The organism is Acidobacteriota bacterium (assembly GCA_016716905.1).
Classification (GTDB): domain Bacteria; phylum Acidobacteriota; class Vicinamibacteria; order Vicinamibacterales; family SCN-69-37; genus SYFT01.
Map to the genome: position 1 here is coordinate 639175 of JADJUS010000004.1, position 12575 is coordinate 651749.

Annotated in this window: 15 protein-coding genes; 10 read left to right on the forward strand and 5 right to left on the reverse strand. The window is 64.7% G+C overall.

Features of this window, described 5'->3' with window-relative positions; translation table 11 throughout:
* Nucleotides 1–29 precede the first annotated feature (29 nt).
* The 5 genes from IPL75_06765 (at nt 30) to IPL75_06785 (ending at nt 3624) form a co-directional block, all read left to right on the forward strand.
* Nucleotides 30–788, forward strand: coding sequence for a hypothetical protein (locus IPL75_06765; protein MBK9239956.1), 759 nt, complete (start codon nt 30–32; stop codon nt 786–788).
* The gene (locus IPL75_06770) at nt 785–1060 is read left to right on the forward strand and encodes a PqqD family protein (protein MBK9239957.1); all 276 of its coding nucleotides are present in this window, start codon (nt 785–787) and stop codon (nt 1058–1060) included. The genes IPL75_06765 and IPL75_06770 overlap by 4 nt, the downstream gene beginning before the upstream one ends.
* Nucleotides 1057–2172 carry a nucleotidyltransferase family protein gene (locus IPL75_06775; GenBank protein ID MBK9239958.1) on the forward strand — a complete coding sequence of 372 codons (1116 nt, stop codon included), beginning with the start codon at nt 1057–1059 and terminating at the stop codon, nt 2170–2172. The genes IPL75_06770 and IPL75_06775 overlap by 4 nt, the downstream gene beginning before the upstream one ends.
* A 136-nt stretch (nt 2173–2308) precedes the next feature.
* On the forward strand, nt 2309–2767 hold the full coding sequence (locus IPL75_06780; protein ID MBK9239959.1) for a hypothetical protein: 459 nt from the start codon (nt 2309–2311) through the stop codon (nt 2765–2767).
* 65 nt (nt 2768–2832) lie between these two features.
* Complete coding sequence (locus IPL75_06785) at nt 2833–3624, forward strand: hypothetical protein (protein ID MBK9239960.1); 792 nt, start codon at nt 2833–2835, stop codon at nt 3622–3624.
* Between the two features lie 31 nt (nt 3625–3655).
* Here the strand turns inward: IPL75_06785 and IPL75_06790 are convergent, their stop codons facing one another.
* Nucleotides 3656–4897, reverse strand: coding sequence for a nucleotidyltransferase family protein (locus tag IPL75_06790; GenBank protein MBK9239961.1), 1242 nt, complete (start codon nt 4895–4897; stop codon nt 3656–3658).
* Nucleotides 4898–5035: 138 nt separating this feature from the next.
* Between IPL75_06790 and IPL75_06795 the strand changes: the two genes are divergently transcribed.
* A complete protein-coding gene (locus IPL75_06795; protein ID MBK9239962.1) occupies nt 5036–5788 on the forward strand; it encodes a class I SAM-dependent methyltransferase in 753 nt (250 codons plus the stop codon).
* Here IPL75_06795 and IPL75_06800 read toward each other — a convergent pair.
* On the reverse strand, nt 5785–7518 hold the full coding sequence (locus IPL75_06800) for a hypothetical protein (GenBank protein MBK9239963.1): 1734 nt from the start codon (nt 7516–7518) through the stop codon (nt 5785–5787). The two genes, IPL75_06795 and IPL75_06800, sit on opposite strands and share 4 nt — an antisense overlap.
* 128 nt (nt 7519–7646) lie before the next feature.
* Here IPL75_06800 and IPL75_06805 point away from each other — a divergent pair, with 128 nt between their 5' ends.
* Nucleotides 7647–8894, forward strand: a complete 1248-nt coding sequence (locus IPL75_06805; GenBank protein MBK9239964.1) for a tetratricopeptide repeat protein — start codon at nt 7647–7649, stop codon at nt 8892–8894.
* On the opposite strand, the gene IPL75_06810 is transcribed toward IPL75_06805, so the two are convergent.
* Nucleotides 8870–9526, reverse strand: coding sequence for a 2OG-Fe(II) oxygenase (locus IPL75_06810; GenBank protein ID MBK9239965.1), 657 nt, complete (start codon nt 9524–9526; stop codon nt 8870–8872). The two genes, IPL75_06805 and IPL75_06810, sit on opposite strands and share 25 nt — an antisense overlap.
* Nucleotides 9527–9575: 49 nt before the next feature.
* Here IPL75_06810 and IPL75_06815 point away from each other — a divergent pair, with 49 nt between their 5' ends.
* Nucleotides 9576–9818 carry a hypothetical protein gene (locus IPL75_06815; protein MBK9239966.1) on the forward strand — a complete coding sequence of 81 codons (243 nt, stop codon included), beginning with the start codon at nt 9576–9578 and terminating at the stop codon, nt 9816–9818.
* A gap of 67 nt (nt 9819–9885) precedes the next feature.
* On the opposite strand, the gene IPL75_06820 is transcribed toward IPL75_06815, so the two are convergent.
* Nucleotides 9886–10845, reverse strand: coding sequence for a hypothetical protein (locus tag IPL75_06820; GenBank protein ID MBK9239967.1), 960 nt, complete (start codon nt 10843–10845; stop codon nt 9886–9888).
* A gap of 48 nt (nt 10846–10893) precedes the next feature.
* A complete protein-coding gene (locus tag IPL75_06825) occupies nt 10894–11295 on the reverse strand; it encodes a lasso peptide biosynthesis B2 protein (protein MBK9239968.1) in 402 nt (133 codons plus the stop codon).
* A gap of 446 nt (nt 11296–11741) precedes the next feature.
* On the opposite strand from IPL75_06825, the gene IPL75_06830 reads away from it, so the two are divergent.
* Together IPL75_06830 and IPL75_06835 are read left to right on the forward strand one after the other, a co-directional pair.
* Nucleotides 11742–12296: a hypothetical protein gene (locus tag IPL75_06830; GenBank protein ID MBK9239969.1), complete on the forward strand. Its 555-nt coding sequence runs from the start codon at nt 11742–11744 to the stop codon at nt 12294–12296.
* The gene (locus IPL75_06835; protein MBK9239970.1) at nt 12274–12537 is read left to right on the forward strand and encodes a PqqD family protein; all 264 of its coding nucleotides are present in this window, start codon (nt 12274–12276) and stop codon (nt 12535–12537) included. The genes IPL75_06830 and IPL75_06835 overlap by 23 nt, the downstream gene beginning before the upstream one ends.
* The last annotated feature ends 38 nt before the right edge of the window (nt 12538–12575 follow it).

The window sequence follows — 12575 nt, forward strand, 5'->3', positions numbered from 1 at the left end:
TCCGCCTCGGGAAGGCAGGAACGATCACGGTGCGCGCAGGAGATCGACTGATCGGCCTGCGCACCAACGACGCGGCCCTCGCCGCCCGGTTGCGCGCGGCGCTCGGGGCGCTTGTGGAGCCGGACTACGAGGCGCCGCCCAACCTGTCTCTGAAACTGGGAACGTCGAAAGGGAGCGTACAGGATTTCCATCTCCTGTACCGCGGCGGGCGACAGGTACTGAGGACACGCTCGGTGCGGCGCCTGATCCAGGTCGCACTCATGTACGTGGATTCACTCGCCGAAGCCCCGACCGCACGTCTCAACGCGCGCCTGCTCGAGATAGGGGGAATCGCGGTGCTGGTGGACGACTGGCTGACGCCGGCGTTCGATAGCGTGGAGCGCCGCGTGGAACGCCTCGGCTATCGCGTGGTCGACACGGCCGGGGTTCCGATCGATCCCGAACGTGGCTGCGTCATCTCCACGCCGCCGACCCTGGCGATCGACGGGCCGGCGTGGGCAGAAATCGAAGAGGCGTACCCGCCAGACGGACACGACGCGAGCGGCCCCGTGTCGGCGTCACTGGCGGACATTGTCGTGTTGGATCGACAGCTGGAGGACGCCGCCTCGCCGGCGGCACGGGTGATCGCCCTGGCTCGCATCGCCGCGCCCCCCGGCCGCGCACTCCAAGAGCGCGACCTCGATCTCGCGGCTCGCATCGAGAGTCGGTGCGCGGTACATGCCTGCGCGGCAGAGGGAGCGGCGCTTCTCGACACGCTGGCACGGCTGGCGGCCCGCGAGACGCGATGACCGGGCGATTCGTCCGATCGCCGCGTGTCGTGTGGCGGACGACGCTCGACGGCGTACTGCTCCGTCCGATCGGCACCGCCGACATCCGCCCGGTGTTGCTCAATGGGAGCGGCGGGCTCCTCTGGAACGCGCTCGCGAGCCCCATGTCCGTCCAGGCCTTGTGCGAACACCTCGCCGCAGCGACGGGCAGCGATCCCGTCGTCATTTCTGCAGACCTGCGGCCCTTGCTCGACCAACTCGTCCAGGTCGGCGCAATCGTGACGGTCCCATGACCGACCTGCACCCCATCACGTTGTCGGTGCTCACCTACGGTCTGCTAGAAGGCCCCGCGGCCGGGAGCCTCCGAGCGCCTGACCCGAACGAATGGGCGGCCGTGCGCGACGAGGTTGCGCGGAACGGACTTATCGGTCTGCTCGCGTCCGCTTGCCAGGACGGCGCGGTCGCGCTCGCGCCCGGGCAGTTGGACGATCTCAGAGCGCTCCAACAGTCGGCGGCGGCGTCCGCCCTCCGGATCGAGGCCGTCGCTCTCAGAGTGATCGAGCGGCTCGAGACGGAAGGGATTCCGGTACAGCTGCTCAAGGGGCTCGCCAGCGCGCACCTCGATTATCCGGATCCCGGGTGGCGGGAGTTCGGCGATGCGGACCTGCTCGTGCAGGCCGCGGACTTCGACCGCGCGGTGGCGGTGCTCGTGGCAGACGGGCACCGTCGCGACCTGGTTGAGCGCCGGCCGGGTTTCGACCGCCGGTTCGGCAAAGGGGTCACGATCTACGGGCCAGACCAGGTCGAGCTCGATCTCCACCGCACATTTACGAGCGGCGCGCTCGGCCTTCGCCAGTGTTGCGACGACCTGTGGCGCGCCCCGGCCTCGTTTATGCTCGGCGGCCGCACCGTCCATGCGCTCGTGCCGGCGGACCGATTCCTCCACGCCTGCTTTGCGGCCGTGCTCGGAAACACGACCCCTCGCGTGGCGCTGCTGCGCGACATCGTGCAGCTCCTCCTGCGAGACGACCTGGACGTGCCGGCCGTGGCGGAGCGGGCGACGCGCTGGGGTTGCGTGCCGGTGGTGGATGCCGCCATTGCGGCCGCCGCGCGGGTGTTCGGGACGCTTCCCGATTCGCCGGTCCTGGCGTGGGTGGCTGCTGCGCGACCGCGCTGGCGCGACCGCGCCCTGCTCGCGACATACCCCGCGTTTGGCGGATCGCATACCGCCGCCCTCGTCGCAGGGGTGTTCGTCGTGCGGAGCCTTTCCGGGAAACTGGCGTACGCTCGCGCTCTGGTCCGGCCCACCCGTGAATACCTCCTGGCGCGCCGCAGAGTCGGCCGCCGCCCGGTCCGGCCGCTGGTCGTCGACGCGCTGGCCCGACTGATGCGCCGGGTCGAATGACGCGCCGGATCGAGTGAAATTGACGGCCTCGGGCAGGTACCGCTATTGTCTAATGCCCGCGTTAGACTGAGCGGGTATCGCAGGAGGTATCGTGGCTGACGTTTCCGGAAAATCCAAGGTTTCCCGCAGGGAGTTATTGAAAGCATCGGTCGCCGCCGGCGGGCTGGCGTGGGTCGCACCACAGCTGCTCAGTCAGCCGGTGTCGGCCCAGACTGGGACCTGCGCGAATTGCCCATCCGGATCTTTCTTCCGCCTCAAGAGCACCGACCAGTGCGGATGCGACAGCGGTGTCGGCGCGAATGACTGTCTGACGACGGGCATCAACAGTTGTTGTCTCTTTAACAACGGCGTGACGCTCAGTTGCCCCGACGCCGACACCCACGTCTGGACCCTTGCCCCCGGCATCGAGTTCTGCGCGGGCGCCGCGAAGTCGGGCACTGAATGTAATGCGGGCAACTACTCGATCACCGTCGTGAACAACCCCGACGGATCGACGACGGTCACGATCAACGATCCGTCGCCGCAGTCGCTGTCGCACAGCGAGATCCAGGTCTGCGTCCGCGGGTCGCTGCCGGGCCCCTGCGTCGCGGGGTGACGAGCCCGGCCGAAGGCGCGTCCTGGGCGGCCGATTATGTGGTCGGCCCGCTGCTCGGATGGTGTGTGCGTATCCGCTCGACCGACTACCGGGCGGGCGAGTACATGCGCGCCATCCTCGGCGGTGAACGCGGCTCACCCGCGTCCGGGGCGCGCCACCTCGACCTGCGGCTGACTGCCGCGTCGCTCGATCGTTTCGATCTCTGGATCGGCGATACCCTCGCCGCCGCAGACGTGCCGGCGTCGGAAGCGCCCGCCCGCGCGCTTGCCGCGCTGAACCGTTGGATCTGTTTCACGCCGGGACCGCTGCTCGTGCTGCACGCGGCCGCGGCGGCCCGATCCGGCGGAGCCGTTGCGCTCATCGGTGACAGCGGCGCGGGGAAGAGCAGCCTTGTGGCTGCCTTGGTCTGCGCCGGCTGGACGTATTTGAGCGACGAGGCGATCGGCGTCGATGCCGACGCCAACTTCCATCCCTATCTTCGTCCGATCACCCTCCGGCGCGGCTCGTGGAGCGCGCTGGCGCAACTGGAAGCGCGCCTGCCCGCGGATCGGCAGCGCTTTGCGGCCACCGAGTGGCACGTGCCCGCGTTGTCGCTGGACGCGGTTGCCGCCGCGCCGATGCCGCCGCGCGCTGTGGTGCTGGTGCGGCACGAGGCCGGCGCGCGGGCCGACCTCCGGCCCATCACGCGCGGCGCGGCGATCGAGCAACTCGTGCGGCAGTCCTGCAACCTCTCCCATTTCGGGCAGGAAGGTCTCGATCGGCTCGCGGCGGTCGTGCGCCAGTCGTCGTGTTTCGACTTCATCAGCGGGTCGGTCGGCGAGGGCGTGGGTGTAATCGAGCGCGGCCTGTGTTGCTGACCGTCCGGCGCCGACGTGACGCCGCCGAATGTCAGGGCGATGACGAGCCCGCCTTGCGCAACGCGCGAGCGCGGCGAGCAATCATGAGCGCGGGTCTGAGCGGGTAGTACAGGCCGAACCAGCGATCCGGAAGCCTCAGCAGCCGCAGGTCGTTGGGCGACAAGAGGTAGCGCCACGACTGGTACGCCACCGACCGAGGGCTGCTCGTCAAGAGCGCGTTGAAGGCGGACTCGCGCAGCACCTGGGGTGCGGCCTGCGCCAGCGGCATCTCGTTGCCTGGCACGGGCGCGTCCCAGCTGCTGCGCATCAGGCGCAGCGCGAGTGGCAGCCTCCACGAGCGGGCGATCGCCGTGCCCACCTCGGCCGGCGGATGCCATGCGAACAAGTCGCGGCACAGTGCGAGTCCCAACAGCAGGGACGGGTGGCAGCCGAGCTGACGCGCGCGACCCAGGACCTGCAGCCAGTCCCAGGTGCGGCTCGCCAGCACCCTGGGCAGGTCGGCCAGCCACTTGAGCCTGCTCCAGCCATGGCGCGCTCCGTGGTTGCACAAGTACAACAACAGGTCCACGTCACCCATGACCGGCAGGCTTGCGCCGCCCAGCTGGAGCCTGTCGGCGTTGGCGAGGATCTGATCCGCCGGCAACTGGAACTGGAATGGATCGTCGGCCAGTCGCCAGTGGAGTTCCAGCTTGCCGAACTCGGGGTTGTATTGCTGTTCTTCGTGATAGTGCGCAGCAAGGTACGCCGCGTGCTTCTTGCCGCGCGCCGCGAGATCGCCGTGAATGTGGGCGCCCAGTTCGCGGAAGCCGTGTTCGTGCAAGACGGCACGTGCCTGGTCAAGCTGGCCGGCAGGCACCCAGATGTCCAGATCGTTGGCGTGCCTCGCCGACGGAGCCACGTAGTAGCGCACAGCCAGCGTGATCCCCTTGAACGGCAACCAGTCGACTCCGGCTTCGGCGAACCAGCGCGCCAACAGGGCGTGCGCGCGCATGGCCTGCATCACCTTCACCGCGTTCAGTGTGGCGGCCTCCGACAGCGGGGCCATCAAGCCCGGCGGCAGATCCTGAGCTGGCAGTCCGCTCAGGACGCTTTGCACAAGGGAACCGATACGATGGCGCGTGATCACGAGTGCCACGAACGCAGGCACGTCGACTTCGCCCAGCAGGCGCCGAATCTCCGTCTGGTTTTCGGCGGTCGGTTCGACCCTGCAGCACAAGCAGGCGAGTTGAAACTCAGGAGAAAATCGGCTCAGGTGGCAGGGCGAGACGCTCATGCGCGGTGGTGGTCCTGCCGAGATGGTGTCGGCATCGTGGAGAAAGTATAGCCGCGTGACACAGGAGCGGGCTGCTCCTGTCCCTGTATGATGCGGTGCTGTGATGACGCGAGCCTCTGTCGGAATCCCGGTGGTGCCGTGGCGCTAGTCGGATGGGTGCGGCGAGGGCGCAAGGTCGTGAAACACATCCCTGGCGCCGCGCGATGCCGCGAGTGCTTCCTGCGGTGGTTTCACCCGCAGTACCGCAGTATCAGGCGACTCGAACGATTGAACGTGCCCGGGCTCCTGCAGCCATGGGCCAACACCAAGCGCAATCGGTATCCATCGATGTTCCAATTTGTCGGCTGGCAACTGGCCGCCCGACCTGCCCCCAGGATCCTGTCGTTTGGCTGCTCAACGGGAGAAGAAGTATTTTCACTTGCGCGCTACCTGCCGAATGCCGAACTCATCGGTATCGACATCAACCCGTACAACATCCGTCGGTGCCTGGCACAACTGGCAAAGGCCCCACACCCGGGAATGCAGTTCCTGTGCTCGGGTTCCGCTACGGACCTGGAGAGTGAGTCGTTTGACGCGATCTTCTGCATGGCAGTCACCCGGCACGGGACGCTCGAGGCACGTGAGCCTGATCGGTGTGACGACGTCTTGCCATTCGCTCGTTTCGATTCGCTGGTGACGCAATTGGCGCGGTGTCTGAAGCCCGGCGGCTACCTCGTGATCTGGAACAGCCACTTTCGTTTTTCTGACACACACAGCGCGGCGGGATTCGACGTGGTCATGAACGGTCCGTCGCACCGAACGAAGACGGGGCCGTTTTACGGAACCGACAATCGCCGCATCGATGGCCCGGCCTATCTTGAGGCGGTGTTCAGGAAACACGGTGGACGTTAGGCGCTGCCAACCTGCGGCTGGAGCCACCAGGCAAAAAAGGCCGCGGTCATGGCAGTGATCTGGACCTGATTGCTGAAGGCGATGTCGCCCGCCTCTCGTTGCGATGTATGCGCCAAGGCCCTGTCTAACCAGCGGAGGTCGACCCAGTCACCCACTCCGGCTGCACGCCATTGTCCGATGAGTTCGCGGGTTATCGGCGCAAAGGCGCGCAGGCGAACCAGGTGATCAGGAGACGCGGGACGTCCGTTCTTGCGAAAACGAATGGCATCTGGCAGGTGCCCTCCGAGCAGGTGGCGGCCAAATTCGCGATCGCCGTCCTCGGCCTGCAGAAAGCTTCGCGGAAAGCTTGCAAACAGGCGCAGCAACCTGAGGTCGCGGAAGGGATATTCCATGCGGATCGCTCCCGGCGCATATTCGTTTGGCTGGGAGAAGGCGTTTAATGCTGTTCGGCTATAGCCGAACAGCCCGTCGCCTGCGGGAACCACCGGCGGCAGCGCGGGTGGTGCAGCAAAGCTGTCGGGCAGGCTGGCCAACAGGTCAGGGGCCAGCCTCGCGTGAAAACCTGTCCCTTGCGGTTGCGGCGGCCTGAGCTGGCGCAGCACCTGGCGCACCAACGCCCGCATTCGCCGGCCCACGTCGCGGGGGAGCGGTGCAGGCATGTCGCCACGCGCAGTGACGCTGCCTTCGCCGAAGGTGCCATTCACCAGCAAGGTAGCGCCAAAGTCGCGGGCCACACCGTGCATGGCGTCGGTCAACGCGTGGCGGTTGCTGAGCAACGGTCCGTTCCGCCCCAGGAACAGCTCCGCGCGAGGAATGTATGGGTTGGCCTCTGGTGTCGGCCAGCACAGGTGCAGCTCCAGTTTCAACACCTGCGCAACCAGAGTGGCTTCGGCCCGTTCATCGACCAGTTCGGCGCCCGGCGGTGCGACCGAAGTGATTGCCCCCACTCGCTGTCCGGACGCCCTGGCCCGAGCGAGGAACGTTGCCAGCACTGTTGAATCCAGCCCACCGCTCAGCAGGATGGCGGGACGGGCGTCGCGGGCCAGGCGCTCGCGAGCGATCCGCGTCAGCAGGTTCTCCACCGCCACCAGGGCGTCGGCGCGACTTCCTTGAAAGGGGGCGATGTGAGGAAGCACGTCGGCGGTGCTGCGTGTCATTTGGCCATCAGGAGCGATGCGTATGGATTCGCCCGGGAGCACCTCGTAAACACCTTGCAGGATCGTGCGGTTGTCGCGCAAATGACGCGTGCGGACTCGGCCCAGTGACGCGGCCAGGCCGGTCGAGTCGAGCCGGCGCCCCACCCACTCCAGGCGGGCGAGGGCAAACACCGAAGGACTGATCGCCAGGCAACCGGCCCTGACGGCATAGAGCAGTGGGTCGCGCAGTGCGGCAGATTGGATCAGGGTGACATACCCCTGGTGGTCCACGCTGACGCACGTATATTCGCCGACCATCCGCGCGGGTAATTGGGGACCGAATCTGGCCAACGCCGCCTGGGCTATGGCAGCAGGGTTGGCGGTCGCAGCCAAACCCAGGGATCGGGCAAGGTCGCCTCCTTCTTCCACGTCGCCAACCAGGATCATCAACCCGGTTTCGTTTTCGACCCGGCTGACTGCAGCGGACTGCCTGTCAACCCCTTCGCACAGGCGTGTGGCCAAGCCCGGAGGCACGGCCAGGTTCAAAGCCCTGGCATCGGCAGGATTGATCGGGCTACCAGCAAGGCCAACCAATCCGTAAATTCCGCTCTTCCTTACCAATAGCCGTGCTCCACTATTCGTTGTAACCGGGATTGTATAATCTTGCACCGGGACGCGAGCAAGCGCGTGGCGTTCATCTTTTGCTGAGGGCGGTTTCCCCAATGATCAACAAATTGACCTCTGGCGAACTGGCGGCGCAGGCTCGCGTACAACGGTCACCGTTGCGTCTGGTCACCGAGCAACGCCGGGTGATGACCGCTGCGCAAGAACTTGCCTTCCTGCAACAAGCTCATGCCACCAAACCGACCCCCGCCAGCCGCCAGAAGCTGGCCAAGCTGCTGATCTTCGAAGAGCGGCTGACTGAAGCGCACCAGCTATTGACCAACGTCGCCGACCTTCATGCGAACGAGTGTTTGATGCTGGCCAGTTGCTGCCTCCAGTTGGATCGGCCGGACCTGGACCGGGAAGCGGCGGAAGTGGCCCAGCGCGTGTTCAGCCTGACAGAAGACGGCAAATTCCATTCCGCCGCCCTGGCCTTTACGGGCAAGGTGCTGATCCGGCAGGGTGACCTGGCAGCCGCGCAGCAGGTGCTGCGGCGGGCGTTGGAGCTTGATCCGGCGAATTTGGATGCCTGCAAGCGCTTGGCCTTTGTGCACATGAAGAACGGTGACGATCGCGGTTTTGCCGCAACGGCAGACCTTCTGGCTCGCAAGGGGGTAAAGCACTGTCGCCTTTTCGCGGCGCAGGTTCTTTCACTCGCGCGAAATGGTCAGCGGGAAGAGGCTCAGGACCTTTGGGGCTTTGATCGCTTCGCGAAGCAGGACACGATCGCGCCGCCCGCGGGCTGGTCCGACCTGGAGGCATTCAATTCCGATCTTGCCGAGGAATTGCTGACTCATCCCGGCATGCGATTTGACCGCATCGGCAGTGCATCGAACCAGACATGGCGCGTGGAGCACCCTTTACGCGAAGACCGACCAGCGATCGCCGCTCTGGCCGACCTGTTGATTGACCGGATCGTGGCGCGCAGCACAGCGCTTGACGCCATGAACCACCCCTGGATCAAGGCTCGACCCAACAGTGCCTTTCTCCGGATGTGGAGCGTCACTACGGATTCCGACGGCTTCGAGGATTGGCACGTGCATCAGTTCGGCTGGATGAGCGGGGTTTACTATGTCCGGGTTCCGCAATCGATTTCGGCGGGTGACTCCGACGGCGGCTGCCTCAAGTTCGGCCTGCCTGACGACCTGGCCGGCTCAGCCATCGCCGCCGACTTCGGACACAGGCTGTTGCGTCCGCGCGATGGGTTGATGACGACCTTTCCATCGCACGTCTATCACCGCACCTTCCCTCACGCCACGGGCGAAAAGCGGATTTGCATGGGCTATGACGTCCGGCCGATAGACTGAGCCAGCGAGAGGCCGCCCGATTCTGGCCGGTCGAGGAACCATCCGGCATAGACGCGTCGCGGATTGGTGCCCGTCACCGGCAGCACCCGGTGCTCCAGTTCCGGCCGCACAGCGAATAAAAGGGCCGAGCCCGGTTCCACGTGGTCAAATGCCAGCAACAAGCCATCCGAGCCCTTGCGGCGCAGCTGGAACTGCCCGCCCTGAAACGGGCGGCCGGACAGGTTGATCACGATGGCCAACTTCCGAGCGCGATCGTTCATGTCGTCGTGCCAGTGCAGAGCATCCGCGCTATTCGGACCGTGTTGCGCCACGAGTCCAGTCACGGCGCGTAAGGGGACGCAACCTGTTACAACCTCCAGCCAGTCAAGCAGCGGCCGCCCGTGCAGAGCCAACGATAAAATGCGCCCGACGCGTTGCGGACGTTCCACGTGGCGGGTCCCGATTCGGCCCACAACATCCTCGCCAAAGGTGCTCTGGTCCACTCGCTCCAGCAGCACTGTCAGGAACGGCTGCGCCAGGATTTGGGGCAAAGCGAGCACACCGTCGGCAGCAAAGCGACGCCGCCAATCAAGCGGATCGGCAAAATCGCGAGCGCCGTGCTGGTCGACCCGAAATGGCGCATCTGCGGTCATAACGCTTGCTCCCTTCGCGCTCGTTTCAGCTCATACCGGATGGAATTTAATGCTGGCGGAAGTTCAGCCTGCTGTGCCATATTACGCTCTCGACCAGTCACGTGATTTTGAGGAATCTAATATGACGGCCAAATCGATGACTCCGGCTCCCAATGGTTTGGTTGAGTCCAGCGCAGGGAAGCTGTGGGTGGAACCGGAAATTCGCGAATTGAATGTGCGCGAAACCATGGCCTTCCCGGGTGAAGGGGCCGACGTGGGAGGTAATCCCTTCCCCGATTGCCAGCTATCCTGAGCCGTCCGATCGGCGATTGGCTTTGTTCGGCCCCGGTTTACGGGCCGGTCTTCTCTGAGATGAGCTTTCATCTTTGGGCACGATGCGCCAGCATCGGTACCTGGGCGATTGCGATGGCGTCCGCCGGGCCAGACGGCAGTTCGTGCCGCACAATCACGCGCTTGGCGTGGTCAAGAATCGCCACTTCACCCTTCAGAGCATCGCGGTTTTGACGCGGGCCAAAGCTGGATAAGCCCACCAGCAGATGCCTGCCGGCAAAAGCCATGGCGCGCGAAAACAGGCCGTCGGTCAGCCTGATGCGTCGCCCGTCTGCTGCGATGATTTCACCTGATTCCGAAGCACTGTGCCACATAGTGCCCTGATCGTCCTGGACGATGTCATGGCACATGAAACCCTCCAGGGTGCTGCGCTGAGCGACAGCCCAATCCTCGTCCAGCCACGCGAGTTCGCTCTTGCGCCGTTCCAGTGACTTGCCATTCTGCAACATCACCACCACTCGGCCATGCACCTTGGCAATGCCATTCATGTGCACATAAGCACCGCTGGTATCGCTATCGGGGGCGGGCGGGAACGGGGTCTTGATGTCGTGCAGACGGCCACTGGGGTCAAAGCGCAGGATACGCTGGTTGGCTGTATCCACCAGGCAAAGCAGACCGTCGATCATCTTCAGTTGATGGCCGTTGCCATGCAAGCCGGTGACGAGAATATGCGGATCGGTGAGCTGGCAATTGCGCCAGGCAAATTGGATGATCCGCCCGAGATTGGCGCCTTGCAGTCGCTCGCCGCAGTTCTCGAACAGGTAAATGTGCTCACCTTCGCAGTGCAGTCCGAAGAACCAGCCCTGCGCCACCTGGGTGACTTGGGTTAGCGACACGGCAAACAGACCGCGATGGGTAGAAACCAGCCAGGTATAGCCGGTCAGATCCGCCACAACCTGCCGGACCACGCCGTCTTGGTAGGCCTGCCGCGCCAGAACGGTCCTGATGGCCCTGCGAACATCTGTCTCGAAGGTGAAGCCGCCATTCATGGGTCCGGATGCCATAATGGCGCTCAACTGCGCACAAGGTCCCTGATGTTAGAACTTGGCCACCACGCCATAGTGCACCGATTCGGGCTGACCGCAAACAAACATATCACCGCTCTTCAGCCAGGCATGAGCAGCCAAAGCGCTGCCGTCGTCTTGCACCCCCAAATACAGGACACTGGCATACCCGCAGGCGGACAAAATCACGCGGCCCGTCAGCGACTGCGGCAGGCACGGCGGACGCCACGGCAGCCAGCGCGCTCCTAGCGATATTTTGCGCCGCAGCGACCGCACAAAGGCCATGGGGGCAGCGGGACCGGACACCGGCCGACGCAGCAGTCTGACATAGGAACGGAATGGCACGAGCCGGATCAGCAACTGGGTCAGCGACAGCAGCACCAGGATGATCAGCAACAGCATTGCCGCGCAAAACTTACGGTAGGTCCATAACATGGTCTTGTGCATTAGACTGTGCCGGCCCATTGTTACCGCGGCGGGAGCGCCTCAACCCACAGCTTTGCCTGATTCCCTCGATCATGCCAACGCCACAGGCAATGCAACCGTCCACCGCGCCATCGTCTGCCTCCGCTCTGGTCCTGGGCTGGGGTTTGCGGATTGCCAGTGTGATCCCAATCCCTGGCGCCATTCCCTGGCCAGGTCTTAACGCCGATGCGGATGTGACTATCTCCTGGGGCGGTTGCTGCGATTTGGAGCCCTGGCCGGACCTTTATTGTTGGGACGGAACCACGCTGGCTTTCGCGCCGCCCGACGTTGCCAGGTTCCAGATCACTCGCGACGCGATCACCGTCCACCCGCACCCATTGGCCAGCCACATGGCCGTCAGCGGGCTGTTGGTCGCAACTGCAATCCCAGCGTTGTTATGGCTAAGGGGCCTCTTTGTGTTGCATGCGGCTGGGCTGGCCCTGACACCCGACGGGCTCGCCGTGGCCATCACGGGGCCATCGGGCTCGGGCAAGTCCTCACTTGTTCTCCGCTTCATTCAGCAGGGCGCCCAGTTGGTGGGTGACGATACGCTGGCGATCGACTTGATGAAGGAGAGGACTCTTTGCCAGGGATTGTCTGGCGGCTTGTTTCAAGGTCCCCACGATAGGAGGCGCTTTGAGGCCACATCGTCTACGCACTCCAGCAAAGGTCAGGCCAGAAGGCTTGCGGCCATCGTGGTACTGACACCCGGTGAGGATCTCGCAATGCGTCCCCTGCGCGGCATCGAGGCCTTCCTCACTATAATGCAGAATCGCCATCGACCCAGGGTGCCTTCACTGGTGGGCAGGCAGCAGGCAAGCATGGATATGGCGAGCGTCTTGAGTGGCACAACGCCGATCTGGGAACTGCGGTTTGACAAGCGAAAGCACCCGCTGCAGGAACTGGGCGCATGGATCACCAACGTATCCGAGAAGGGCTGGCTCGTAGATGACCCGATACCAACGGACTGACACCTGGGTAGGCTCACAGGTGGATGAGAGCTTCGTGTTGCTCCACATTGATGACGGCAACTATGTGGCCTTGAATGCCACAGCCACGGCGATCTGGGATCGCCTTGCCGCGCCGCAGACTGCGGCTGAAATCGTCGATGGCCTGGCGGTGGAGTTCGTGGTGGAACGGTCCGTCTGCGAAGCGAGCGTGGCCAAGTGCCTTGAACAGATGGTGCACATGCGGCTGGTCGCGCCAGTGTGATCGCAGAGGGGGAGAAATCCTGAGCCGTCCGATGTCGC

Bases quoted from the DNA above. Each gene is read 5' to 3' on its own strand.
- IPL75_06770 (MBK9239957.1), top strand. From the start codon at position 785: ATGACCGGGCGATTCGTCCGATCGCCGCGTGTCGTGTGGCGGACGACG.
- IPL75_06775 (MBK9239958.1), top strand. From the start codon at position 1,057: ATGACCGACCTGCACCCCATCACGTTGTCGGTGCTCACCTACGGTCTG.
- IPL75_06790 (MBK9239961.1), bottom strand. From the start codon at position 4,897: ATGAGCGTCTCGCCCTGCCACCTGAGCCGATTTTCTCCTGAGTTTCAA.
- IPL75_06805 (MBK9239964.1), top strand. From the start codon at position 7,647: ATGATCAACAAATTGACCTCTGGCGAACTGGCGGCGCAGGCTCGCGTA.
- IPL75_06810 (MBK9239965.1), bottom strand. From the start codon at position 9,526: ATGACCGCAGATGCGCCATTTCGGGTCGACCAGCACGGCGCTCGCGAT.
- IPL75_06815 (MBK9239966.1), top strand. From the start codon at position 9,576: ATGCTGGCGGAAGTTCAGCCTGCTGTGCCATATTACGCTCTCGACCAG.
- IPL75_06820 (MBK9239967.1), bottom strand. From the start codon at position 10,845: ATGAATGGCGGCTTCACCTTCGAGACAGATGTTCGCAGGGCCATCAGG.
- IPL75_06825 (MBK9239968.1), bottom strand. From the start codon at position 11,295: ATGTTATGGACCTACCGTAAGTTTTGCGCGGCAATGCTGTTGCTGATC.
- IPL75_06835 (MBK9239970.1), top strand. From the start codon at position 12,274: ATGACCCGATACCAACGGACTGACACCTGGGTAGGCTCACAGGTGGAT.